Annotated in this window: 19 protein-coding genes and 4 tRNA genes; 6 read left to right on the top strand and 17 right to left on the bottom strand. The window is 61.3% G+C overall.

Annotated elements, in window-relative coordinates; all coding sequences use genetic code 11:
• Window positions 1-132: 132 nt before the first annotated feature.
• The 13 genes from EH165_RS05745 to EH165_RS05685 all read right to left on the bottom strand — a co-directional run bounded on the left by EH165_RS05745 (window position 133) and on the right by EH165_RS05685 (window position 18,548).
• The gene (locus EH165_RS05745) at window positions 133-1,116 is read right to left on the bottom strand and encodes an NUDIX hydrolase (RefSeq protein WP_124798407.1); all 984 of its coding nucleotides are present in this window, start codon (window positions 1,114-1,116) and stop codon (window positions 133-135) included.
• Window positions 1,116-2,246 carry a glycosyltransferase family 4 protein gene (locus tag EH165_RS05740; protein ID WP_124798406.1) on the bottom strand — a complete coding sequence of 377 codons (1,131 nt, stop codon included), beginning with the start codon at window positions 2,244-2,246 and terminating at the stop codon, window positions 1,116-1,118. The genes EH165_RS05745 and EH165_RS05740 overlap by 1 nt, the downstream gene beginning before the upstream one ends.
• Window positions 2,243-3,175 (bottom strand): phosphatidylinositol mannoside acyltransferase, encoded by a 933-nt coding sequence (locus EH165_RS05735; RefSeq protein ID WP_124798405.1) that lies wholly within the window; start codon window positions 3,173-3,175, stop codon window positions 2,243-2,245. Before EH165_RS05735 ends, EH165_RS05740 begins: the two co-directional genes overlap by 4 nt.
• The gene (gene pgsA, locus EH165_RS05730) at window positions 3,159-3,797 is read right to left on the bottom strand and encodes a phosphatidylinositol phosphate synthase (protein ID WP_124798404.1); all 639 of its coding nucleotides are present in this window, start codon (window positions 3,795-3,797) and stop codon (window positions 3,159-3,161) included. The genes EH165_RS05735 and pgsA overlap by 17 nt, the downstream gene beginning before the upstream one ends.
• Before the next feature lie 83 nt (window positions 3,798-3,880).
• Window positions 3,881-4,423, bottom strand: coding sequence for an HIT family protein (locus tag EH165_RS05725; protein ID WP_239020728.1), 543 nt, complete (start codon window positions 4,421-4,423; stop codon window positions 3,881-3,883).
• Entirely contained in the window at window positions 4,416-6,482 is a 2,067-nt protein-coding gene (gene thrS / locus EH165_RS05720) for a threonine--tRNA ligase (RefSeq protein WP_124798403.1), read from the bottom strand. The genes EH165_RS05725 and thrS overlap by 8 nt, the downstream gene beginning before the upstream one ends.
• A 410-nt stretch (window positions 6,483-6,892) precedes the next feature.
• Entirely contained in the window at window positions 6,893-8,797 is a 1,905-nt protein-coding gene (drmB, locus tag EH165_RS05715) for a DUF1998 domain-containing protein (protein ID WP_124800332.1), read from the bottom strand.
• Window positions 8,798-8,808: 11 nt separating this feature from the next.
• Window positions 8,809-12,267 (bottom strand): helicase-related protein, encoded by a 3,459-nt coding sequence (locus EH165_RS05710; RefSeq protein ID WP_124798402.1) that lies wholly within the window; start codon window positions 12,265-12,267, stop codon window positions 8,809-8,811.
• Window positions 12,264-13,961, bottom strand: coding sequence for a nuclease-related domain-containing DEAD/DEAH box helicase (locus tag EH165_RS05705; protein ID WP_124798401.1), 1,698 nt, complete (start codon window positions 13,959-13,961; stop codon window positions 12,264-12,266). The genes EH165_RS05710 and EH165_RS05705 overlap by 4 nt, the downstream gene beginning before the upstream one ends.
• The gene (locus EH165_RS05700; protein ID WP_124798400.1) at window positions 13,958-15,472 is read right to left on the bottom strand and encodes a hypothetical protein; all 1,515 of its coding nucleotides are present in this window, start codon (window positions 15,470-15,472) and stop codon (window positions 13,958-13,960) included. Before EH165_RS05700 ends, EH165_RS05705 begins: the two co-directional genes overlap by 4 nt.
• The gene (locus tag EH165_RS15710) at window positions 15,469-16,461 is read right to left on the bottom strand and encodes a hypothetical protein (protein ID WP_206426126.1); all 993 of its coding nucleotides are present in this window, start codon (window positions 16,459-16,461) and stop codon (window positions 15,469-15,471) included. The genes EH165_RS05700 and EH165_RS15710 overlap by 4 nt, the downstream gene beginning before the upstream one ends.
• A 212-nt stretch (window positions 16,462-16,673) precedes the next feature.
• The gene (locus EH165_RS05690; RefSeq protein ID WP_124798399.1) at window positions 16,674-17,705 is read right to left on the bottom strand and encodes a DNA cytosine methyltransferase; all 1,032 of its coding nucleotides are present in this window, start codon (window positions 17,703-17,705) and stop codon (window positions 16,674-16,676) included.
• Window positions 17,706-18,473: 768 nt separating this feature from the next.
• Window positions 18,474-18,548: transfer RNA gene (locus EH165_RS05685), tRNA-Val, on the bottom strand.
• Between the two features lie 376 nt (window positions 18,549-18,924).
• Here EH165_RS05685 and EH165_RS05680 point away from each other — a divergent pair.
• The 5 genes from EH165_RS05680 to msrA all read left to right on the top strand — a co-directional run bounded on the left by EH165_RS05680 (window position 18,925) and on the right by msrA (window position 20,511).
• Window positions 18,925-19,383 carry an SsgA family sporulation/cell division regulator gene (locus EH165_RS05680; RefSeq protein ID WP_124798398.1) on the top strand — a complete coding sequence of 153 codons (459 nt, stop codon included), beginning with the start codon at window positions 18,925-18,927 and terminating at the stop codon, window positions 19,381-19,383.
• 113 nt (window positions 19,384-19,496) lie between these two features.
• Window positions 19,497-19,568: transfer RNA gene (locus EH165_RS05675), tRNA-Gly, on the top strand.
• Window positions 19,569-19,637: 69 nt separating this feature from the next.
• A tRNA-Cys gene (locus EH165_RS05670) sits at window positions 19,638-19,708 on the top strand.
• 68 nt (window positions 19,709-19,776) lie between these two features.
• Window positions 19,777-19,851: transfer RNA gene (locus tag EH165_RS05665), tRNA-Val, on the top strand.
• Window positions 19,852-20,001: 150 nt separating this feature from the next.
• Entirely contained in the window at window positions 20,002-20,511 is a 510-nt protein-coding gene (msrA, locus tag EH165_RS05660; RefSeq protein ID WP_124798397.1) for a peptide-methionine (S)-S-oxide reductase MsrA, read from the top strand.
• Between the two features lie 99 nt (window positions 20,512-20,610).
• On the opposite strand, the gene EH165_RS05655 is transcribed toward msrA, so the two are convergent.
• From EH165_RS05655 to EH165_RS05640, 4 genes are read right to left on the bottom strand one after another with little or no spacing between them, the layout of a single operon-like run.
• Window positions 20,611-20,922: a DUF3817 domain-containing protein gene (locus EH165_RS05655; RefSeq protein ID WP_164479131.1), complete on the bottom strand. Its 312-nt coding sequence runs from the start codon at window positions 20,920-20,922 to the stop codon at window positions 20,611-20,613.
• Window positions 20,923-20,962: 40 nt separating this feature from the next.
• Window positions 20,963-21,496, bottom strand: a complete 534-nt coding sequence (locus tag EH165_RS05650; RefSeq protein ID WP_124798395.1) for a hypothetical protein — start codon at window positions 21,494-21,496, stop codon at window positions 20,963-20,965.
• 51 nt (window positions 21,497-21,547) lie between these two features.
• Window positions 21,548-22,261 (bottom strand): CofC family guanylyltransferase, encoded by a 714-nt coding sequence (locus tag EH165_RS05645; protein ID WP_124798394.1) that lies wholly within the window; start codon window positions 22,259-22,261, stop codon window positions 21,548-21,550.
• Window positions 22,262-22,307: 46 nt separating this feature from the next.
• Entirely contained in the window at window positions 22,308-23,270 is a 963-nt protein-coding gene (locus EH165_RS05640; RefSeq protein WP_124798393.1) for a polyphosphate kinase 2 family protein, read from the bottom strand.
• A gap of 234 nt (window positions 23,271-23,504) precedes the next feature.
• Here EH165_RS05640 and rocD point away from each other — a divergent pair, with 234 nt between their 5' ends.
• Window positions 23,505-24,728 (top strand): ornithine--oxo-acid transaminase, encoded by a 1,224-nt coding sequence (rocD, locus tag EH165_RS05635; protein WP_124798392.1) that lies wholly within the window; start codon window positions 23,505-23,507, stop codon window positions 24,726-24,728.
• Window positions 24,729-24,731: the final 3 nt, after the last annotated feature.

Raw genomic sequence — 24,731 nt, 5'->3', positions numbered from 1 at the left:
TGTGGCCGGGGTGCTAGTTCTTCTTCGCAGGGCGCGACCGTGTTCACCCCACCCGCATCCCACGCTATGCCATGGGATGGGCGGAATGTGAACATCAGCGCGCGGGCGCGGCCTTCGAGATGATGATGAAAGCTAATGGATCTGGGTGGGCGAGGCGTCGGTCGGCGCCTGTAGCACTGCTAACGCGGCGGGCAGCTTGGCGGCTAACTCCACCGGGTACACCGGACTGTCCGCGCCCACCAGTTCGGCCCTGTCAAACCACCGAAGTTCGCCGATGGCGAGCCGCTCCAGATCGGTGAAACCTGCTCGGCTGAGCCACTTGTCGGGATCGGGGTGGGCTCTGGCCAGGAAGAAGTGTTCGGTCTGCTCGAAGATGGCGCCGTCATAGGAGATGCGCGCGACGCGCCACCAGATCGGCCCGTGCAGATCACTCTCGGCCAAAGCTAGGCCGGTCTCCTCGTGCAGCTCACGCACCGCCGCCTGCACCAGGGATTCGCCGGTTTCGACGCCGCCCCCGGGGGTGAACCACCAGTTGGCGCCAGGTGCCGACGGGTCGTGGCCCTCCATGAGCAGGACCTTGTCGTCCTCGTTGAATAGCACGACCCGGGCGGACACGCGGGCCACCGCCTTCGGCAGCTGATATTCCGCGATTTCGAAGTACTGCGGCAGGGATGCGCGGCCTGCGAGCCGGAACATCCTGGTGAAGCGGTCACTGCGCAGCGCACGGGTATCGCGGACCGCATCGTTGTAAAAGCGCCTAGCCAGCATGACGCGATCTGCTGTTTCGAACAGCTCGGCGGCAAGGCCCGGGTCGATGCTGATTGGGAGTAGCTGGAGAGCCCTGGTCAGCTCGTTTTCCGCGTCAGCACGATCGGGCCGGCTGGCCGACTCGACCGCGAGTGCGCTCGACCGCAGGACTGCTGCCAGGTCGGGGTCGAGTCCCCCGGCGGCCGCCAATGCTCTGGCAGCGACGGCGCGGCGGGCCAGCGCGACTTCCAGGCCAGCCCATGCTGCCTCGGTACGCCGATGCAGGCGATCGACACGAACAGCGATTCTCCACAGCCGCAGCGCTGCCACCAACAGCAGTGCAATGACGATCGCGACGACAAAGCCCATCAGTCGGCCTCGATCACGGAGCGGGGGTCCGCGGCGATCACGGTCTCGTAGACCTGAAGGATGCGGGCCGTCACCACTTTCCAGTCGTACGGGGCGACCACAGCCGTGGCCCGCACGACCATCGCAGCAGTTGCCGCAGGGTCTGAAAGGACGCCATCGAGCGTCGCTGCCAAGGCGGCCGCGTCCCCCACTGGGAATAGCCGGCCGGCTTTGCCGCCTTCGAGAACCCGCTTGAACGCGTCCAAATCGCTGGCGACAACGGGGGTGCCGGCGGCCATCGCTTCGGTGAGGATCATCCCGAAACTTTCGCCGCCGGTGTTCGGCGCGCAGTACGCATCGACCGATGCGAGCATCGAGACCTTGTCTTCTTCGCTCACCAACCCCAGCAGGTGCAGGTGCGGGGCAAGATCTGGTCCGGCGAGTTCCAGCAGCGCCGCCGGATCGCCCTTCCCCGCCACCAGCAGCGTCAGTTCCGGGTATTTCGGCAGCAACAGCCGGATGGCGGCGAGGAGGACCGCCATGCCTTTGCGTGGTTCGTCATAGCGGCCGAGGAAGCCGATGGTGCGGCCAGGTTTCGGGTAATCCGCCAGCGGGCTGGCGCCGGCGTAGTGCTCGAGGTCCACTCCGTTGGGAATGATGACGGCGTCGCCGCCCAGGTGCTCGACCTGGACCTGCCGGGCCAACTCGCTGACGGCGATCCGGCCGGTGATCTTTTCCATGAAGGGCTGCAGAATACCCTGAAAAGCGTTGAGGGCCCTGGACTTTGGGTTTGCAGTGTGGAATGTCGCGACGATGGGACCGTCGGCAACGATCAGCGCCAACATCGACAGGCTGGGCGCCACCGGCTCGTGGACGTGCAGCACATCGAAGTGGCCGGCCCGGATCCAGCGGTGCACTCGGGAGTACGACACCGGCCCAAACGAGAGCCTGGCCACCGAGCCGTTGTAGGGGATACCGACGCTGCGGCCCGCGGTCACCACAAAGTCGGGGACGGGGCTGTCGTCATCGCCGGGGGCCAATACCGAGACATCGTGGCCGAGGGCGATCAGGTGCCGCGCGACGTCCATGACGTGGACTTGGACGCCGCCGGGCGAGTCGACCGAATACGGACAGACGAGACCGATTTTCACGGCGTGGCCTCGGCCTTGCCCGCCTTGGGGGGCCGGCGGTCTGCCGCCCAGAGCGGCTGCAACATATGCCAATCGGCGGGGTGTTCGACGATTCTGGACGCGAAGAAATCGGCGAGAAGTTGGGTGCCGCCGTGTACTTGGTCTCGGAGCCTGACTCCGGGCACCTGAATAGGTGCGCCGATCTCGGTGGTCCAGCCGTTGTCGGTGAAAAAGAGGTTGGCTGGCAACAGGTCTGCGCCGGTCAGCGCCGCCAACATCGCGGGGCCCGCGGGCATCGTGGTGGGTTCGCCGAAAAATGTGACAGGGATGCCCTTACTCGACAGGTCACGATCTGCGAGCAGGCAGACCATCCGGCCTTGTTTGAGACGCTCTTGCAGCACCTGCGAGGGCGGCACCGCGCCGCCGGTTAATGGCAGCACCTCAAAACCCAGCGATTCGCGGTAGGCAAGGAATTTGTCGTACAGGCTGGCTGGCTTGAGTCGCTCGGCCACCGTGGTGATCCCGCCGTAGAACTGCGCCATGACGAGGCCGGCGATGTCCCAGTTACCGCAGTGCGGGAGCGCCACGATAACCCCGCGGCCGGAGGCAAGGCCGTCGGTGATGTTGTGCAGCCCGATGTATCCGTCCCGACCCCGCTGCGCGACCTCGGTCAGATCCATTGCGGGCAGCCGGAAGGTTTCGCGCCAGTACCGGGCGTAGGAGCGCAGACCCGCATGGGTCACCGCGGCGAGCGACTCGGGTGTTGACTGGTCCCCCAGGACGCGGTGCAAGTTTCGCGCGAACTGGACCGTGTTGGGGCCGCGACGGCGGAAGGCGAGGTCTGCTGCTTGATCGAAGGTGAACTTGGCGAGCGGCTCCGGCATTTTCTTGACCAGGGACCACCCGGCGCCGTAGCCCAGGTCGGCCAGCTTCTCAGCTGCTCGACTCATCGCGGGTCACCCCGACCGGACGTTGCTGGTAGGCGGCGCGGACCTGCAGCAGACGTTGCACCACGGTGAATACGCTGGCGGCAGCGAGGATCCACAGGCAGATCTCCAGGGCGTGCGGCACGCCGAGCCCCTGCAGACCGGCTCCCACCAGTCCGAGGACGTTGCGCTCAGCCCGTTCGGCCAACGCACCCGAGATGGTGAGCCCCACCGAGTCGGCGCGGGCCTTGATGTAGGAGACAACCTGGCCTGTAACAAGGCTGAGCAGTGCGGCGACGCCGACGCTGGGCTGGTCCAGGTAGACAAAACTGTAGAAGGCGAGCGCCCCGAAGACAGCGCCGTCGGCGATCCGGTCGCAGGAGGCATCCAGCACGACACCGAAATCGGTGCCGTATCCCCTGGCCCTGGCCATCGCGCCGTCAAACAAATCGAACAGGACGAAGAACGTGACGACCATGGTGCCGGCAAACAGCTGGCCGATTCCGAAGAGCCAGATCGCGCCGACTACCGCGCCGACGGTACCGATAACGGTGACCGCGTCGGGCGTCAATCCGAGCTTGAGCAGGCCTCTGCCAACGGGGTCGGTGACGCGTGAAACTGCGTCGCGCGCCAAGCCGTTGAGCATCTACGTCCTATCAGTACCGGGGTGAAACTGTGCATCGAGGGATGTTCTACTTTATCCGCCCTCGGCGGGCGGTGGAACCACAGTTAGTTCCAGGCGGCGGAGATCATCGCTTGAGTCTGGCCAAGCAACTCGGGCAGCACTTTCGTCTGAGCGAGCACCGGCATGAAGTTCGCATCCCCGGCCCAACGCGGCACCACGTGCTGGTGCAGGTGCGCGGCGATTCCGGCGCCCGCAACACTCCCCTGGTTCATCCCAATGTTGAAGCCGTGGGTTGCCGAGACCGAACGCACCACCCGCATCGCTTTTTGCGTGAACGCGGCGAGCTCGTGGGTTTCCTCGTCCGTCAGGTCCGAGTAGTCGGCCACATGGCGGTAGGGAACGACCATCAGGTGGCCCGGGTTGTACGGGTACAAGTTGAGCACCGCGTAGACCCGGGTGCCGCGGGCCAGGATCAGCGCCGCAGCGTCGTCGCCACTTTTCGGGATTCGGCAGAACGGGCATTCGTCGTCGCCGTCATCGGCGGGCTTCGACGCACCCTGGATGTAGGCCATCCGGTGCGGCGTCCAGAGCCGGCCGAGCCCGTCGGACTCGCCGACCCCGTCCTGGAGTTCGAGGTTTTCAGGCACTTGCTACCAGTGCGGCGAATTCCGGGGCCGCCGCGGTGGGGACGGTGTTGACCCGGCGAGCCACCCAATCGACGATCGCGTCTACCGCTGTTTGGACCGGCACACCGTTGACCTGGGTGCCGTCGCCGAACCGGAACGAAACCGCGCCAGCTTCGACATCCGCAGCTCCGGCCAGCAGCTGGAACGGAACCTTGCCGGTGGTGTGGTTGCGGATCTTCTTCTGCATCCTGTCGTCGGAGTGGTCGACGTCGATCCGGATTCCCTTGCTGCGCAACAGTTTCGCGACAGCATCGAGGTGCTCACCGAAGGCTTCGGCGACGGGGATGCCCACCACCTGGACAGGGGCGAGCCACGCAGGGAAGGCGCCGGCGTAATGCTCGGTGAGGACGCCGAAGAAGCGTTCGATGGAACCGAACAGTGCCCGGTGGATCATCACCGGCTGCTGCTTCGAGCCATCGGACGAGGTGTACTGCAGGTCGAACTTCTCCGGCAGGTTGAAGTCGAGCTGGATGGTCGACATCTGCCAGGTACGGCCGAGAGCGTCCTTGACCTGCACGGAAATCTTCGGGCCGTAGAAGGCTGCGCCTTCCGGGTCCGGCACCAGGTCTAGGCCGGACGCGGTGGCGACCTCGGCGAGGGTGTTGGTCGCCTCTTCCCAGGCCTCGTCGTTGCCGACGGACTTCTCCGGGTTGCGGGTGGAGAGTTCGAGGTAAAAATCGTCCAGCCCGTAGTCGGCGAGCAGGCTCAGCACGAAGTTGAGGGTCGAAGTCAGCTCGTCCTTCATCTGTTCGCGGGTGCAATAGATGTGGGCGTCGTCCTGGGTGAAGCCGCGCGCCCGGGTGAGACCGTGGATCACGCCGGACTTCTCGTACCGGTAGACGGTGCCGAACTCGAAGAGCCGCAGCGGCAGTTCGCGGTAGGAGCGGCCGCGGGAGTCGAAGATGAGGTTATGCATCGGGCAGTTCATGGGCTTGAGGTAGTAGTCCTGGCCCGGCTTCTTGATAGTTCCGTCCTCGTTGAGTTCCGCGTCCACGTGAATGGCCGGGAACATGCCCTCCTTGTACCAATCGAGGTGGCCGGATGTCTGGAAGAGGTCGCCCTTGGTGATGTGCGGGGTGTTGACGAACGAGTAGCCGGCTTCGATGTGCTTGAGGCGTGAGTAGCTCTCCATTTCGTTGCGGATAATCCCGCCGCGAGGGTGGAAAACCGGTAGGCCGGAACCGATCTCGTCCGGGAAGCTGAACAGGTCCAGTTCGGTGCCGAGGCGGCGGTGGTCGCGGCGTTCGGCCTCGGCCTGCTGGGTCAGATACTCGTCGAGCTTCTCGCTCGACTCCCAGGCGGTGCCGTAGATGCGCTGCAGTTGCGGATTCTTCTCGCTCCCGCGCCAGTACGCGGCGGCGGAGCGCAGCAGCTTGAACGACGGGATGTGCTTGGTGGTGGGCAGGTGCGGCCCCCGGCAGAGGTCGCTCCAGATGGTGTCACCGGTGTGGGCGTGCACATTGTCGTAGATGGTGAGATCGCCTGCGCCGACGGCGTTCAGTTCGGCGTCATCCGTGCCGCCCTTGATGCCGACCAGTTCGATCTTGAACGGCTCATCTGCCAGCTCGGCAACAGCTTCGGCTTGGGAGGCGAAGACCCGGCGCGAGAACCGTTGGCCTGCCTTCACAATCTTGTTCATTCGCTTTTCAAGGTCCGCGAGATCTTCCGGGGTGAACGGGCGCGGCATCTGGAAGTCGTAGTAGAAGCCGTCGCGGATCGGCGGGCCGATGCCGAGCTTGGCCTCGGGGAACGCCTGCTGCACGGCTTGGGCCAGTACATGCGCCGCGGAATGCCGGATGACGGAGCGGCCAATGTCCGAGGACGCCGGGACGGCAAAAACGTCCGTGTCGACGTCTGGGGTGAAGGCCAGGTCGCGGAGTTGCCCGTCGGCGTCCTGCACCACGATGACGGCGTCGGCGCCGCTGCGGGGCAGCTCGGCCGCGCCGATCGCGGCCGAGGCCGTGGTTCCCGCAGCCACCCGAACGAGGGCGAAGGGGCTGGACTGGGCGGCTGCGGACACGATGAACACTCCTAAGGCATGGCGGAAACTGTTGCCACTGATGTTATCTGTGGGGGTTGACAGTCTTTACAGGGTTCTGGTGCGCTGTGTTGGTGGACAAACATTGTTGGCTGATGCACTGTTGCCGCTAAGGCCCTGAATATCTGAACTGGAAGTGCGGTCGAACCTTGCGTACAACTCTCCGATTCGTGCTGGCCGCCAGCCTTCTGACGCTTGCGGGCTGCAACCAGGTAAGCAGTGGCAGCGCTACGGCAGTGCCTACCCTGCTGCGAGTGTGAGCGAGCAGCGCCAGATTGGCGGGACTCCAGCGCCGCCGGAAGCGGCTGTGGTGACCACCGTGGTGACTACGGTTCAGACTTCGGTATTCTATGCCCGTCGCGTTCACATTCAAGGAGGCAAGCGTTGCACTCCTAAGCCAAGTTCAGGTCGGAGAAATAGCCCAGCGTTGGGTCAGAAAAGGTGCCGATAACCAGTCCCCGATCCAGAAACCTGTTGAACTCCTCGCAACTCGTCTCCGGAAGCAGCGCGCACCCATGGCATGCGGCCAGATTGCACGAATCGGGCCCTTGCCCCTTCTCGCCGGCGTCCATGCAAACGGGATCGGTGGAGCACCACTTGGCATCGGTCAGCGCCGAGGCGAAGACCGAACGGAGGTCATCAGGGCGGCTCATTCGAACAAGGCCTCCCATGGTCCCTTCGGAGTCGCCAGCGGCGGTGTAAATTAGGATTCCAGCCATCTCGTGCTCGTCGGCATTTGAAACGTAAATGCGCTCCCGCAAGGAGGCAGAACTGTAGCCACACGCAAACACCAATTGGTTCACCAGCAGATGTCCCAGAGTGTGTAACAACACAAAGCGAGCACTCGGAGTGCGGTTTTGCAGACCGCGTTGCGACGCGACGGCACTAAAGTTAGTAGCGATTTTGCCGGCTCGCTTTTGCACCTCCGCACGTCCCTCCCAAGCTGCCAGTCGGTCGGGGTCAAGCTCGAAGTAGATCCCCTCACCTTTGACGACGTACGCAGGGAGCCAATCTTGATCCGGTGGTAACGGTTTGCGTCTCAATAGAGCTTTTCCAGAACTCAGTTTGAGCACGTCATCCCGCACTCGCGTGAAGCCACGGAGTGCTCGAGTCTCCCTCAGCACATCCACGGACCGGACCCGCTCCAAGCTCGTTTCAAGGTCGCAATGGATGCCTGGATCAGTCGCAGACAGATAGTCATCTTGCGGCGTCTCGCGGATGTGTTTGAACTCCGGGTAGCGCCACTCGTCGTCACCAGTGAGCAGCTCGTTGCCGCTCTCTTCAGCCGCAGTCGACAGCTGTTCCCCAGACCCAAACAAGTCCAGATAGCCGGCCATAAGTTCATCGTCGGGGATCGGACCAAACAACTCCGGGGGCAGGTTCCGAAGTAAGTTCTTGCGCAGCACTTCGACCTTGAGATCAGCCCCAAATATGTCGTACAGGGTCCGCATTGTGCCACTAACAGCGGGGTGGCGCATGAGCTCATGCATCTCTGCGCTAACGGCGCCCTCCTTTCGCGGCAGATAAATAGACGATTCGACCTTTGGGAAGTAAACGTTTCCGGCGGCTCGGAGGGCACCGCGTAGTGGCTCGCCGCAAGCACCTTCCATCTGGGCCAGCCACGGCCGCGCTCCATGACAAAGGTATGGGTTGGCAGTCGAGACCAACTGATCTGTCAAGTTTGTGTGCTCAGCACCATTGCGGTCGTAACGAGCCTCCGTGATTCCCCTAAGAGACCGCTCGTTACCGCAAGAATCGCACGTCACTACCTGACCCTCTAGTCCGCCGCCGCCGCGCGAGACCAGGCGCAAAGTCCCAGGACAAGAGGGTGTGTGGGAACGGTGAACCCAACAGTTGAAGGGGAAATCGTCGAGGTGCCCCTGCGTACATGTAGCAACGAAAGGCACCTGCGACATCCGCGGCTTGTATGACTTGCTCGCGTGCGTCTTATCCATACAGATCACCTGCTGTTGCATCGTGAGCGTACTCAGCTCGAGGCGCTTGCAGTAAATACAGAAGCACCACCGCGGAAACCGCAGTACCGGTACGGTGAGCTTGACATTGCGCTGATCGCTGCTCCCTCCTTGATATCGGTAGTCAGGCGGTAGGCGGAACTCCGAGACACGGAGTCGTGCTTCCAATCGCCAGTCGTGCTCCTGGTATTCCTCCAAAGCCAGTGTGCTGGCTTCGTCCGCCGCATACCAGTGGTCCAAGCCCGCTGTAATAACGGAAGTTCCGTTGACGAGTACGCTCATTGCGCCGACGCCAAACGGAGTTACTAGCTGAGCCCTGCGCATGTTGCCTGTACTCACTTGACACCTTCCTCGCCATCCTCTTGGGCGTAGGCGATCGAAATTCGTATTTGACACTCGGCGTCCACATTTCGCACGCTGGTCGGCACGTCCCAAATCATTGCTCGCCTGTCGAGATCTGGCAGCGTTCCTGCCCGGCGCATCAGTCCTTGCTTCGGATCGCCACCGATAACGTTGGCTTCCCAGGTCGTCCGTTCCCAGCTACCCCATTGATGCGCTCGGCGTTGGGCCATCTGATCGAACACCCCAATCTCTTGCGGATCAACTATGGCGGCACGCTCACGAAGCAGTGAGATCGCGTCGTCATACTCCGCATGAGGGAATGGGTGCGGGTTCAACGAGGGTGACACCTGGCGGATGTAGGCGATAGCGGCGGCGTGTAAAGCCCTGCGCAGGACCGGCGTCGCGAATGGCGTAACCGATGTCGGCTCCACCTGGGCATAGAGTTGTTGATGGTAGGTACGGAACCGTTCATAGTGGCTTCGATCCCGGGGCTTGGCTGCCCCATAGATCGTCACTACTAGGCCAGGGCTCACATCCGCACGGCGACCGACACGGCCGCTGACCTGAATGTACTGCGCTGTGGTCTTAGGTTGACCGACGATGGTCATTAGTCCAAGACGATCAATGTCCACCCCAACCTCGATAATGTTTGAGGCCAAGCAGATGTCCACACATCCTTGCTGCCCATAGGTCACCTGCAGTTGTTCGATGGCTTTTGGAATCTCGTCGCTTCGACGCCGAGAGGTCAACTCCATCGTATGGCGCGGCCAGCGTGGATCAATGCCGTCTCTGCGGCGCAGACCGGTCAGGTAGTCCGGCACGTCGGACTCCAAGAGCGAGACTGTGTTGCCGAGCTCTCGCAGACTGTTCAGGAAGTTAACGTTGGTCCAGTAGCCGTCACGATCAAGCTCCGGGATTTTGGTAGCCGCTTGCAGCGTTGCGGCAGTCACTCGCACCTGAACAGTCTGCATCGAGCCGAGCGAGGCGCTCATGATTCCGACGTATCTTCGGCCAGGTTCAGGACGCCCATCGGTGTCGGTCGCGGGCTCGGCGAAGAACGAGTGACCCTCCTCAAGTCCGTGCGGCGGAAAGAGCGCGACCTGCTCACGTCCGAAGAGTCCTCGGATCTGATCCTCATAGCGCCGGATGGTAGCGGTTGAAGCGATGATTTTGGCCGGTATCGGCTCTCCTGATCGTCGATCTGTGCAAAGCTCATCGATCACAGGCTCATATAGTCCGACCATTGAACCGAGTGGTCCGGAGATCAGGTGCAGCTCGTCCTGGATGATCAGACCTGGTGGCGAGGCCACACGGCTGCCATCATTGCCGAGGCCGAACAGTCTCCCTACCTGTGGCCTCCATGCCATCATCGCGAACTTGTCGACAGTGCCAATGATTATGCTTGGCCGCACCTCGTATATATCCTCGTCGACCACATGAACCGGCAGACCCTTGCGGTCTGAGTAACGACACTGCGAGTCGACGCAACGAAATATAACCTTCTGTCCAACCTGCTCGTATCCGATGACATCCTGCCCTGTACGTCCTCGAGCTTTGGTGCCCATCTGAGTGCCGCACCACGGGCAGCGTAGAAGGAGGAAGAGGTTCTGGGTTTGCGGATTCTTCCGTAGCTGGGTGAGCACTTTTACCGCCTGCTTCCAGCTGTTTGGCGTCGACGAACCTCCGACCCAAATTCCAATTCCGAACGGCGAGTCACCAAGCTCATCAACACGTCTTGCACGGATGTCTTCCAAAACGCACACGAGCGCTGCCGCCCTAAGGAACTGCTGCGCGGTGAGCAGACGAAGCGTGTAGCGCATCAGCGTGTCCGTGCCAGAGTCATTAGGATCGCGTAGTCGCCTTGCCAGCAGACTAATCGCTGAGGCTCCGAGGTATGCCTCGGTCTTGCCACCACCGGTTGGGAAGAAGATCAGGTCAACGATGGACCGGGTCGGCCGCGTCGGTTCGACAAGCTCCGGGAGACTGGCTAGAAGAAATGCAATCTGAAAAGGACGCCAGTTCCCTTGGCCCGGCTGCGGAGTTGCAGCCGGGTGCGGGCCAGCTGGTCGCAGTACACCGTCTCTGCCGCCCTCTACTGCCCGAAGCGGCAGCCGCGAGCGGATCTGCTGGAAGTGCATCGCCTCGTTAGCGAGTTTAAAAGCCCTATGAGCTACGGAGCTCGACCCGACGAGACTCCAGCCAGTCTGCATCCGTTCCAGGGCCTCACGGCAAAGCTCCAAATGGCGACAAGCCGCCTCCTGGAAGCGCGGAAGCAAGTCGGGAATCAATGCGTCTTGTCGCGTGATCCACTCGTCGTAGAGACGCAAGACCGTCTCTACCTGGTCACGGCCGACTTGGCTTCCGGCGGCTAGCTCCGCCATACCGACGGTCACCCGTTCACGGGTGCCCGAGGCGTTCGTTACGTAGACGTCGGGCGTGAGGCTAACCACCTCATATGAGGGGAGTGGGTCAGCCCGCACCCAAGCCGTTGTGGTCTGACCTTCGTCGCTCCATTCGGCGGCGCACCCGTGCCCAATGGCATACGTGCGCTTGTTCCGATAGAGCAGTTCAATTGACTGCTCTTCCTCGTCGCTATCCAATGGTTCGGCTTCCGGGTAAGGCTCGATCGTGAGCCCTTCCATGGCCGTAACCGTCAGGCCCATCTGAAAGAGCGCGCTGCTCGCGCCAGACCCGACTGAATTATTCACAAGCGCGACAGTCACCAAACGGAGCTCCGGATCAGATTCGTTTGGGACGGTACGGCTGTAAATCTGGGTCGTGGGTTTCACATGTCCGCTAGGTACCGCCGAAGACATCTCGACGTGCTTGAGACGGTTGTTTTGCCCTAGCAAGACCTGGCTAGGCACGCTGCCCGTGAGTTCAAAAGGCTTTCGTAGCCACCAGTCTCGCGGCCGTTTGAGCCCGGGGATGTGAGCGCTGATCTTCTGGTACGCGGCTCCTTCTACTGTGATCTTGATAGAACCGCCGACCGAGACCCGGCACTTGAAAGACACCGCCATCGCTGACGGCTTGAATGTGTTCGCGTCCGTGAGGTCGAAGTCATCAGAATCGGCCTGGTCATGTCTGAGCGTGCCTTTTACCTCGACCGGGGCTTCACCGAGGCTCTCCTCACTCTCCGCGATGCCTGACACCCAGGCGATATCAATATCCCCAGCGTCTTCACCTGAAATAGCGATCGCGCTCCCCCGCTGCGCTGCGCCGTTGTACAGGACACCGATCCCATACCTTCGTAGTGGATCTGATTGGGTAAGGAGTTCCTCCAGCGATGCCGCCTCGTGGAATTGACCACGGCTTGCCTGGGCCGACTCAAATCGGACTGAGCCACTGGAACAGTCAAGCGGAGCGCCCACCGGAGTCTCGCCGCGGGCCGGGCCAAATAGTTCACGACGGACCGCCGCCTCGACAATGTCACGCGCTTCAGAGCCCGTCATGCTTTTCCTCCTAGAACTGCCCGGATGGTTCTGGATTCGATCAGCGCGATCAAGCGGTCTGTCGCTCGCGTCAGTCCTACGTACAGAAGGGACTCAAATCCAGGCACTGCGGACCGATCGAGATCAGTGACCACCACAGCGGGCGCCTCAAGCCCTTTGAATGCATGGATAGTGGCGTATTGCAGTTGGCCTGGTCGAGCCTGTTCCCCACCGAAGGAACGCAAAACCTGACGAAGCCACTGATCGGTGGTGGTTTCTGCCGTCGATCCAGATCGGAGAGGGCTCAAGATCACAATCTCGTTCAGGTCGAAGCCATCATCTCGTAGCTGTCGAACCGCCTGAACCAACTTCTCCGACTGATCTTGTCCAGCCGTGTAGGGAGTGAATGAGGGGTCCACGCCATCGTCTTGGCGCCGAAACCGCTGGTATCCCGGGTCCAGCTTGCTGATGAGGTTGACCTGGTACCCAATCCGAGGTAGGTTGCGGCAGTTTTCGGTGAGCTTTCGGCTCACCAGCTGCGGAGATCGCTGACGTAGGAGTTTGCGGCCGTCGCCGCTCTCGAAGATCGCTTGACGCTCGAAGTCCCCGAAGAAAAGAAGACGACCGCCCGCAAGACCACCGACGACCATAAGGTCGAGTACATCAAGAACTAGGTCCGTCGCGATGTCTTGAATTTCATCAACGACCAGGAAATCGCATTGTGGAAATTCACCAGCAAGCATCACTTCGATCGCGAGGTTCGGAAGTTCTCGCTCCCAGAAACTTGAGCCGCCGTTCGAAGGAGGACGGACGTTCGCGAGTTGCAGTAGCTCCTGGTGGAGAGTTCCGACGCTAAGACCCTCAACTTGGCCCAATTCGCTTGCGAGTCGTTTGCCGAGGAGTCGATTGAAGCAGAGAAGCCGACCTGATCGACCCATCGCAGCCTCGCGCTGGGCTGCCTCGACTGCGAGAAGAGTCTTGCCTGAGCCCGCGGGACCGGCGAATAGGACAGCATTATTTTCCGCCATAGAATCAAGGGCAAGGTATTGCTCCTCGATGAATGTCACCAGCTGCGCGTCACGAGCACGACGCCCGTCGCCTGGAACGATCGCTACTTCGAAACGAGGGCGCAGTACCGAAGCGACATGCTGTGCAACCGCACCGTTTGGACCAGGACCGCCATGTGAGAAGTGGTGGATCTTCTGGTCGAGATGCGCCGCCCCCGCCGCCAGTACCCGCAAGACCGCTGAATCAGCACCTTTCCGCAAGTCCTCTGAATCGAGTACCTGCCACTGATGCCACTCCGGCGTCGATGGCAGCATCGTGCTTGCACGCACGCTCGTAAACCAGACCGCGCTCAGCATCGGGATCGATCGGAAATCAACCTCTTTTCGCGTGAGGAAGTTGCGGAGGCTGTACATCGCCTCGCTGGCCTGCTGAAACGGACCGCGCGAGGTGGGCGCATCGTTTCCCAATTTCCATCGCCCGTCATCAAGCCGGTCGATTGATAGATGCGACTTTATTTCGATGACCAGCACCCCTCGGCCCGGGACGATCACCACAAAATCGGCCTCTCCCTCCACTTGACGGACATGGTCAGCGATCCCGATCGAGTGCAGCACGATCCAATCGTCAGTATTCCTACTCGACGCTAGCGCCGCGTACAGAGATTTTTCGCCTGGGGGCGCAGTGTCCGGGCAATATGGCGGCATCATGCGCGCCACTGCAAACTCCGATCCTCATAGGGCAACCTGGCTTCATGTCGTGACACAATCTCCGTGTAGGGCGACACCGCGAGCACTCGCGTTGCCAGGATTCCCCGAAGGCCTGCCGTCTCGACATCGAGACTCAAGTGGCCGTTGTGTTCGAGCGCCGCGAGATCCGCAACTGAAACGGCCTTCTCTAGCTGATCGCGAACCTCGGAACTGGCTTTATAGAGCGCTCGGCGGACCAGCAGCGCGTAGTTGGATGTCGGTTGAAGCGCAATCCCCAGCCACTCCAACATGGCTTCGAAATCGTGGTCGCTGTTAGGACGCACCAGATTCGAATCCGTCCAAGCGCGTGCTCGGTCGGCTGCCTTGACGCCGCGCTTTCGCAGCTCCCCCACAACCTGCGGGTACCCGCGATCTACTAGGCACTGGGCTAGTGCCGCCTTCCAGGTTATTTGCGTGGTGGCCGCTGCATTTCCTTTGTCACCAAGCAGGCTCAAAGCAGCTTGGTAGAGCACGCCTCTTTCAGTCTCCCCCCTGCGCAGTAGGAGGTAGATCCCAGCACGCACAAGACCTACGTCGGTATAATGCACCCGTTCGCCGGCAGGTTGAGCCGGATCAAGTACGCGGATACGATCGCCATCGTCGAGCCAGATCGCCAGGTTTCCACTCAGGATCACCTTTCGCGCCACCACCTCCTCGCTGCCCGGCTCACGATCAGCGGACTTACCACTCCCCCACACGAACTGTGGCAGAAAATCGCTCTCGACTTCATCGGTCCGCACCTCAAAGTCCGACCCGTCAACATCTCCCTCAGTGAAAACACGCGCCCTGATCGTTATCGCGCCATCGGCATACGGCGCGATTGCCGAACGCGGGATCGATCTGTCTCCAAACCATGCGGGCATGATGAAACTCATTTCCTCAACGACGGGAGCAGTTAAGAGCGAAGAATGAAAGAAACGCGGTGGGCCGACTACGTATGCCTGGTTGGTGCCTGACCGCACACCCTCCAAGTCGCCTGCAGTCGCAACGTCCACATCAAATCCCTCCAACCAGGATTGAAGACCCGCCCGCGCAGTCGTGCTCGCGGCTACTACCAGGCACGAACCAGACCCGACCTCCTCGATCGAACGCAAAAGAATTGGCCCCACCGGGGGATCCGTCTCCCCAACCGCATAGGCAGCGGCTAATAAGTTGTCGAGGAGCGCCTCATGTGCCATTACCCCCCGCAGTCGCAGCACCTGACGAGAGATCTGTTCAACCGCGCTTCTTACGTCGGCGTTGAATTGAAGAGGCTCCGGCTGGGTCAGCAGTCTCCAACGCAGCGCCTTGGCGGCGCCTACGAGATCCTCCCAAAAATCCGATCCATCGTCCCGAACGACATCGAGAAGACCACGAACTACAGTGTTGAGACGCGCACCGACTGGATCGCCTACGGCGACAATCTCGACCCCGCTGCGGGCAAGAGCTACCGACGCGGCATAACGCAGGTTTAGAGCCTCGACTCGACTCATAGCGCCACCGTAAAGGCGAGAGCCTCTACACCGCCGGGAGGAGTCCACCCAAGTTCCGCGCGAAGAGAAAGCGGCTCACTACGAGAGTTCCGAAGCTGGACGACGATCTCGGCCGATGTTTCATCCGCCACCGACCGATCGAGGACGCAGACCACAACCGGCACTTCGATCTGCGAGAGATACTTGATTGCTCCAGCTCCGTCAAGCACAATCGATCGAATGTCGGCGGGAAACGGAAACTGATCCGCGAATTTTGCGCTTGAATAGAGGCGGGTGAACCACGTCGCTGCTTTCGGTCCATAGGGTAATAAGACGTTATTCAGCGAACCGACACCTTGAGCCGTTCCAACGTCATCGGAATTCCTTCCCCAAGCAGAATGTTTGGGGATTACGATTTCGTCCTCACGACTCACGAGTGCATCGAGCTCTTCGCGCAACCAGCTCAACGTACCAACGATCGCAAGGTCAGCTGCCGGGTAGGCGAGGCGGAAGTCCCAGCTATCTTCAACGCAAGCAAGTCGGCCAAGAGCACCGGGGAAAGGACGAGGTGTTCTCGCCGACAAGGAAAGGTCTTCAAGCACCTTGACCGCCCTGATCCGTGGCACTGGCCACTGCGAACCTCCCAGTTGCGCCCGAGGTGGATCTGTCGCTTCGTGCAGGCGCATGAAGTAGTCCGTAATGACCTCTCGATTGGTCACCACTCGAACTGGCGTGTGCGCCTTGAGGCCTCGGAAAACTTCAAGTGTGTCGGTTCGCATGGGCTCAGCACTTGCCATGACCCAGCCACAGCCGATCAGAGCGGCAGCGAAGTCACGACGAGGAACAGAGAGGACAACGACTAATTGTCGGCCACGTAGCTGACTACTAAATCGTGAAACGCGAGCGCCAAGCGCGACCAGGCGACCTATCCACTCTGCTGGCTCTGCTTGGCCACGTGGGTTGTCGGAAAGAGCCAACCTGAGCTTCGCATTCCCGGAAGACTCGGCCACGGACACATCCCTCCATCGCGCATGTCTGGCCGAGTGACCCGTATTGTTGTTTCTGTAGTGTTGCTGCAATGACTACAAACGAATAACGACGTAAATGACTTATGCGCTGCTCAGCTCATTGTGCATCTCACGGAATGCCAAGTGGTCGCTTGGATAGGTTTGGAATGGAAGCCGGTGAAATCTGGTAAACACGTGAAACGTGTCCGCTTGACCTATGCAACAAGCGTACTACTAACCTCAGTCGTTCGCGCCGATAAGTCCATAGCCTCAATAGTTGCGTGAGCGAGCGCCTGCGCCAAAGGCGGCGGGACAGCGTTTGATACCTGTTCGACCTGGGCTGACAATGGTCCCTCCAGAACAAACTCATGAGGGAATCCTTGGAACCTCATCGCCTCGTAGATGCTCAGGCGACGACGACCGTCGGGATGGATGTGGATCTCACGATGCCCGTACGCCACGGTCGGACTCGGCTTATCCCAGGCGAGACGTCGGAAACTCCTGCTGCTGTTCATCGAACTATCAGGATCATTGAAACGCTTGGAAATAGGACGCATCGTCCAGTGATTCGGATGGTGCGGGATGTCTTCCGGGCTCAGGTCGCGATCGAAAAAGGCGGGGTCAGGTAGGCCGCTAATCGCCGTCCTCGCGTCGAGGTGTTCGCGAGGCACAGTCTGAGGAGCGAATGCGTTCGCGGCGGTCGGTGACGCAAACGCCGAGATGATCACCCTCCGTCGGTTCTGCGGCACACCAAAGTCGAGGGCACAGTACTCATCGACCTTCTGTGTTAAGCCGAGCTCCAGGAACTTGGCGAGGATGCTTTTGAATGCAGTCTCATGCTTGAGATCTTTTATACCCACCACGTTCTCGAAGAGCACGAACTGGACGTCGTACTTCTCTTGCAGCGCTTCTACTATCTCGAGATAGAGGATCGGCAGGTTGTTTCGCGGATCAGTTGCGAGAGCTGCTGGGTTGGCACGCGAGAAGCCTTGACACGGCGGTCCACCGATGACGCCTATCGATACTCCATCTTCGAGGACTCGAGAGAGTTGTGCGAGTACCCCCGCAGGCTGCAACTCGATTAGATCTGCGGCGACGGACTTGGTCTTTTTGAAGTTTCGTTGATGGGTTTTGATAGCCCACGCTGAATTGTCGACGGCGAATGCCAATTCGAATCCGGCCTGTTGGAAACCGAGATCCAGTCCGCCGGCCCCGGAGAACAAGCTGACAACTCTCGGCAGTGCCATCTCTTATCCTATCGTCGAGCTCAGCGAGCGGAGACCTCTTGCTCGCTAAGCGAGGCCCCGCAACACGCGCCGGACAATCCGACTCGGCCGGAGCTTACTAGGTGCCACGGTCGGCGTCCATTGAATGATGACCCAATCTGTCGAACCCTTGCCCTCAGCAGGACATCCGCAAGCCTGCGTCACACACACCGGCGGCAACGGTCCCTGAGTCACTAATGCGTCATCGCGCTGCTCGTCCTACCGGAAGTAGTCCGTTTCGATCAAATGCGAAACTCGCTGCTCAAAAGGCACTGACCAGTGTAGCTGTTGCGTCTCGAACAGACACTGCCGGGCACTTCAGCACCGAACTCTTCAACCAGCTCAAGCGACTGGCCGCTGACACGCGGGTAGGCCTTTCCAAGCTGTTGAGCAGTGGCTCGAACATAGCCGGTGCTCTCAGACAATCCGAATACGCAGAGCAGGTTCGGACATCTACTTCCCCCCTCGCGGACTATCGCCTCGCTACGATCACCAAACATGAGCTCCAAGCCCGCTTACCTCTACCGTCAGGACCAAAATGGCTGAAGAAGAACTCTGCGCTGTCGGCCACGGCACCGTCCGGGTGCGGAACGCCGAAAAGCGCGCATACCGGGACGCGGAGAACAAGGTTTGGTGTTGGCCGACGGGCCGTAAAGGTCGGACGCGGGCGGGCGAAGACATAGCCGCGACGTTTCAACTATCTGACTCTTAAGAACGCGAGACCCTTCGGCCTCAGCATCACGCACTAACTGGTGGTCGATACTGGGATTGAACCAGTGACCCCTTCGGTGTGAACGAAGTGCTCTCCCGCTGAGCTAATCGACCTGACGGGTAAATCTGACTGCCTGGCTCCGCTTAGCAGCGCCGGAAATTACGATACCCGATCGCGCACCGGCTTGCAGCCAAGCCCACCCAGCGCCATCAACAAGCCCATCAAGCGCCAGCTAGTAGCCCAAAAACGAAGCAGAACCGCTTTGATTCCCCTGTTGGAGTGATGAGCATCCAAAGCTGTGTGCCACTTTGCTAGCCCGGAGGTGCCAAATCTTGAGAAGGTTTTGTGATCACGACTCTGGATGGCTCCAATTGAGTGAACTGATAAAAGCCGCGTGATCGGCGCCACTTTGGCCCGTCTCACTATTTGTAAGCCAACCGCAGCCCGGACGACTCACCTCTCCGGTCTTCACCCCGCCAGGACGCCAACATGAGCATTCAGCCATTCCACACCAGCACCGACGTCATCCACACCCACATGACTCTCACACTCGCAGGCGGCACCAGCGCCGACGTGGTAACTGCCGACTTCCGCTACAACGTTCTGGAGCCCTACGCCGTGCGCGCCTCCTTCGCCCTCCCCGGCAGCCCAGCCGTCGAATGGGTGATGGCTCGCGACTTGTTGCGCGAAGGCCTTGTGATGCCCGCTGGCCTCGGCGACATCCGAATCCGCCCCACCGCCGACGGAATCGCCATCGAATTGGTGTCCCCGCAGGGCAGTGCCATTCTGCTCGGCGACGTCGCTCCCCTGGTCGACTTTGTCACCCGCACGTGCCAGGCAGTGCCGGACAGTCACGAGAATGAATTCTTCTCCATCGACGCCGAACTCGACATGCTGGCCAGCTACACCCGCTCTGCAAACCGCGCCAAAGGTCACGACGGAGCCTGACCGACTGCGCCCAGAACCCACCGAAAGCTCGCCGAGACCTATTCTGGCCTGCACGGTTTGGAGGTGGCGCCGTACCTCGGATATGGTTGCTCAGCACCGCAGAAACGCGGTATGCGGACGTGGCGCAGTGGTAGCGCATCACCTTGCCAAGGTGAGGGTCGCGGGTTCGAATCCCGTCGTCCGCTCGGATTTACAGTTAGACAAGTTCGCAAGTTTCATAGCTTCAAGAGTTTCAGAGCCTGGAGAGCGAATCGGGTGGGATGGCCGAGAGGCGAGGCAACGGTCTGCAAAGCCGTCTACACGGGTTCAAATCCCGTTCCCACCTCGCAGTGAGAAATGCCCCGCAACGAATACGCAGTAAAGTTTGAAGGCTTGCGCTAGCGCAAGGTTCCCGGGTGATTAGCTCAGCGGGAGAGCACTTCCCTGACACGGAAGGGGTCACTGGTTCAATCCCAGTATCGCCCACCAGTAGAAAGCCCCATCTCAGCCCGCTGAGGTGGGGCTTTTCTCATTTCAGAGCACCTGCCTCCAAGCCAGGCACACTGTAAGGAGCCCGCCGGAACACAGCGGGCATCAAGATTGTTAACCCAGACGTCTACTACAGAAGGCGATAACACCATGAGCGAAGCAACACAACGAGCAGTCTTAGCGGGCGGCTGCTTCTGGGGCATGGAAGATCTCGTGCGCAAGCGCCCAGGCGTCATCTCCACCCGAGTCGGCTACACCGGCGGCGAAGTCGCCAACGCCACCTACCGCAACCACGGCAACCACGCCGAAGCCCTCGAAGTTATCTACGACCCGGAAAAGGAATCGTTCCGCGGCCTACTGGAGTTCTTCTTCCAAATCCACGACCCGAGTACCAAGAACCGCCAAGGCAACGACGTGGGCGCCAGCTACCGCTCGGCGATCTTCTATACCGATGACGACCAGCGGCTCGTGGCCGAAAGCACGATTGCCGACGTCAACGCCTCCGGGATCTGGCCCGGCAAGGTCGTCACCGAAGTAGTCCCCGTCGGCGACTTCTGGGAGGCAGAACCCGAGCACCAGGATTACCTGCTGAAATTCCCCGCTGGCTACACCTGCCACTACCCGCGGCCGAACTGGAAGCTGCCCCGGCGCCAAGCATAAACAGCGCCAGGCATCAACAGCGCCAACCAGAAGTCATAAGCAACAAAGGAGCTCACCCCGCAAACAGCGGGGGTGAGCTCCTTTGTGGCGACTACCGAATTACAGTCGCTCGCCGGCGTTGACCTTGCGGGCGACGATGCGCTCTGCCCAGAACGACACCAGCGGAATGATGCCCGACAAGATCACCAGCAGGGTGCTGAGCGGCTTCCATCGCGCTTTAAAACCGAGGTCCAAGGTCAGCAAAAAGTACACGAAGAAAATCAGGCCGTGAATTTGCGGCCAGAGCGGAAACACATCCTTGTCGAAGCCGTACTTCAGCACGATCAGCACCACCAGAATGATCAGCGCGATGCTCTCGGCGATCGACAAAATCTTGAAGCGCTGCAGCGCGGTGGCGACCTTGGGCGTCATCCGTGAATGTGCAGGGGTAGCGGGTGATGATGCGGGCAAATCAGCGGGCACGACGGTGGTCCTGTTCAGCGAGTGCGGCCAACGCGCGGTTGTACGCAATGAGTTCTGGGTCATCATTATCTTCATCACCGACGGTACCCATGCCGATGACGGGAACTGGGGCGGGTTCGGTGTGAATCGTCTGTAGGTGGTTCTTCTGGCTGACGGGGATCTGGGTCGCCATTGGGTCAGCAGCCGTGGGGGTCGCCGCCGCCTGGGTGGGCGAGGCTGAAGCCTGCGCAGCCGCTGCGGTCAGCCCTTCGGCCTCGGCCAACATACTCGACACATCCGCGGCATGCGCTTCCTCTTCACCCTCGGCGCGCAGGGTCTCGAGCTTCAAGAAGCGCGACCACATGTAAATAAAGGCTGCGCCGAACGCTGGCCACAGCAGCGCATAGCCGAAGTTCTGGGCCCCGCCGGTGCTTTCATGGCTGCGCTCCAGTTGCCACCATCCGAGCCGCAAAGTCAGCAACACTGACGCCACTACCAAGACGTGGCCGAACAGCCAGCCTGGGGTGAGGAAGCGTCGGGACACGCCTTTCACGGTAACACCGCGGGGTAATGGCCCGCCGGTTCGCTGAGCTGGTTAGTCTGTGATTTCGGCCAGGCCAATTTCGGCCACTAAGGCGCTGGTGGCAGGCCCAAGACCCTGAGGCCACGGCGCGCCTGTGAGGTCGGCGATCACGTCCACGTCCCGGCGCAGGCCGCTGTCTGCTGAAAGGCCGATCCCGGTTGCCCCTGCGTGAAGGTGCGCCGCGTACGAGCCCGCGCCGAACCGGGGCACCAGATCGCGAGCATGCGCGGCGATCAGCACCGTGGTACCCGTGCCGAGAGCGTCAGGAACGGCCGATACCGAGTGTCCCTGGGCTGCTTGAGTTTCCGCCTCGAACAACGCGGCAGCTACGTCTCGTGGCGTCAGTCCTGGCAGGTCGCCCAGCACTGCGGCCACGCCGCCGGCCCAGCCACCGGCCGCTAGGTGTCGAACCCCGTCCTCGATGGCCGGGTTGAGTCCATCCGCGGAGGTCGCGATCACCCGAACCCGCGGGGCGCCGTCGCCCTCCCCCACGGTCTCAAGGGCAGCAACATCATCTGCGACTTCGACGACGAGCAGCACCGCGTGGACCTGCGGGCTGCGGACGAGCGCTGCGACCGTGTCAGCCAACATGGCGAACGCCAGCCGAGCACGCAGTGGCGGCGGCAGGTCGATCCGGGATTTTCCGCGGGCGCTCGACTTAAACGGAATGACAAAACAATAGGAAACCCCGTCCACGGCAGGGCCGTCACCCTCGGTTGGCTGCACCGGCCCATTGTCGTCCCACTACCTTGCACGTCACAAAACGCGCAGCCTAAACCTCCGAGGCCAGCCGCTGCTTCTGCTCTTCCACGTCGAAATCTGCCGGCGGATACTGCGGGTCAATTTTCTCGAGCGCTTCGGTGAGAACTGCTGCCACCGCCCAGTTTCGGTACCACTTGTGGTCGGCGGGAATCACATGCCACGGGGCGTTCGCAGTGGAGCACTTGGTCAGCGCCGCAGCGTAGGCCTGCTGATAGTCGTTCCAATATCCGCGCTCGTCGATGTCGGCCGGGTTGAACTTCCAGAACTTCGTCGGGTCATCAAGGCGTGCGGCCAACCGCTCCTTCTGCACCTCTTTGGACACGTGCAGGAAGCATTTGACGACTGTGGTGCCGAGATTGGTGAGCCGAGCCTCAAATTCGTTGATCGTGTCGTATCTCTGCGACCAGACCTCCTCGGGCACCAGGTTGTGCACCCGCGCGATCAGGACGTCCTCGTAATGGGAGCGGTTGAAGATCCCGATCGCGCCAGCTGCCGGCAGTGCCTTCTCGATGCGCCACAAAAAGTCGTGCGCCAGCTCTTCGGAGGTTGGTTTCTTGAAGGACGCAAGCCGCATCCCACCGAGGTTGAGCAACCCGCCCACGGCCTTGATCACGCCGTCCTTGCCAGCGGTGTCCATCCCCTGCAGCACCAACAGCACCGCGCGCGGATCGCCCGCTGTCGACTGGGCGAAGAGCCGCTCCTGCAAGCTCGCCAGCCGTTCGCCGAGATCGGCCATCATCGAGGCCGCTTCGTCCTTGTCGGCCGGGCCCACCTTCGCCTGTTCGGTGCTGATCGCCATCAGGTCCACCTGGATGGGCTGCACCGAGAACGTGTCGCCCACCGCCACCAGTGCGGCGCTGGCTGCCTTGTCGGCTGCGTGCGCGGCTGCTGTGGAAGCTGCCTTCGCGGTCGCCTTGGAATCTGATTTGTGTGCGGACTTGCGGCCGGACTTCTTAGCTGACTTGTTTCCCATGGGCACACTCTGGCACGCCCGCGGCGGCGACGGGCAGGGGGGCTCCCCCACTGTGCTTTCGAAACCATCGTTTGGCGCAATAAACATCTACAAATGACGATCCAGACGGAGGTTTGGGCTGGTAAGACGGCCTATGAGCCCTCTTTGCGGCCCTTGTTCTGCACGTAGAGTGGTCAGTACCAGATAGACCACGTCGGCGAACAATCGCCCATCATTCGTTCGGAGATCAGCACCGTGTCACTCGCGCATCCCGCCCTCGACGACCCGCAGACTTTCCTCGACCTGGACGATAAATGGTGCGCCCACAACTACAGCCCGCTGCCTGTCGTCGCCGCCTCCGCTGAAGGAGCCTGGATCACCGACGTGGCGGGCAAGAAGTACCTCGACATGCTCGCTGGCTATTCAGCTCTCAACTTTGGTCACCGACACCCCGCACTGATCGCGGCGACCATCGAACAGCTCAACACCGTCACTTTGACCTCCCGCGCCTTCCACCACAACCAGCTCGGCCCTTTCTGCGAGGAGCTCGCGGAGCTGACTGGCACCGAAATGGTGCTCCCGATGAATTCGGGAGCCGAAGCGGTCGAAAGCGCGCTCAAGGTAGCCCGCAAGTGGGCCTACCAGGTCAAGGGCGTTCCCGAGAACCAAGCGCAGATCATCACCGCGGGCGGTAACTTCCACGGTCGCACCATCTCGATCGTGTCCTTCTCTGACGACCCCGTCGCTACCGCCGACTACGGCCCCTTCACCCCCGGCTTCGTCGGCGTCAAGTATGGCGACATCGAAGCTTTCGAATCGGCCATCACCCCGCATACCGCGGCCGTGTTGATCGAACCCATCCAGGGCGAAGCGGGCGTGGTTGTCCCCCCAGCGGGATACATGGCCGCCGTTCGCAAGCTCTGCACCGAGCACAACGTGCTGATGATCGCTGACGAAATCCAGTCCGGTCTAGGCCGCACCGGCGCCACCCTTGCCCTCGATCACGAAGGCGTCCGCGCCGACCTGTACACCCTGGGTAAGGCGCTCGGCGGCGGTATCCTCCCCGTCTCGGCCGTCGTCGGCAGCCGCGCCGTCCTCGGTGTCCTCCAGCCCGGAACCCACGGCTCCACCTTTGGCGGTAACCCACTGGCCGCAGCCGTGGGCCGCGCCGTCATCACGCTGCTAAAGACGGGCGAGATGCAGGAGCGTGCAACACGTTTGGGCGATGTTCTGCTCGATAAGCTGTCCGGCTTGGTCGGTCACGGCGTTGCCGAAGTCCGCGGCCGCGGCCTGTGGGCAGGCGTCGAGTTGAGCCCCGGCGGCAGGTCCGGCAAGGAGGTCTCGAAGGCGCTCGCCAAGCGCGGAATCTTGGTCAAGGAAACTCAGATCACCACTTTGCGGTTCGCGCCGCCGATCGTTGTCACCGAAGCAGAACTCACCGGCGCCGTCGACACCCTGGCCGACATCCTCGCCGAGTAACGA

The organism is Nakamurella antarctica (assembly GCF_003860405.1).
Taxonomy (GTDB): Bacteria; Actinomycetota; Actinomycetes; order Mycobacteriales; family Nakamurellaceae; genus Nakamurella; species Nakamurella antarctica.
This window is presented reverse-complemented; position numbering and strand designations above follow the sequence as displayed.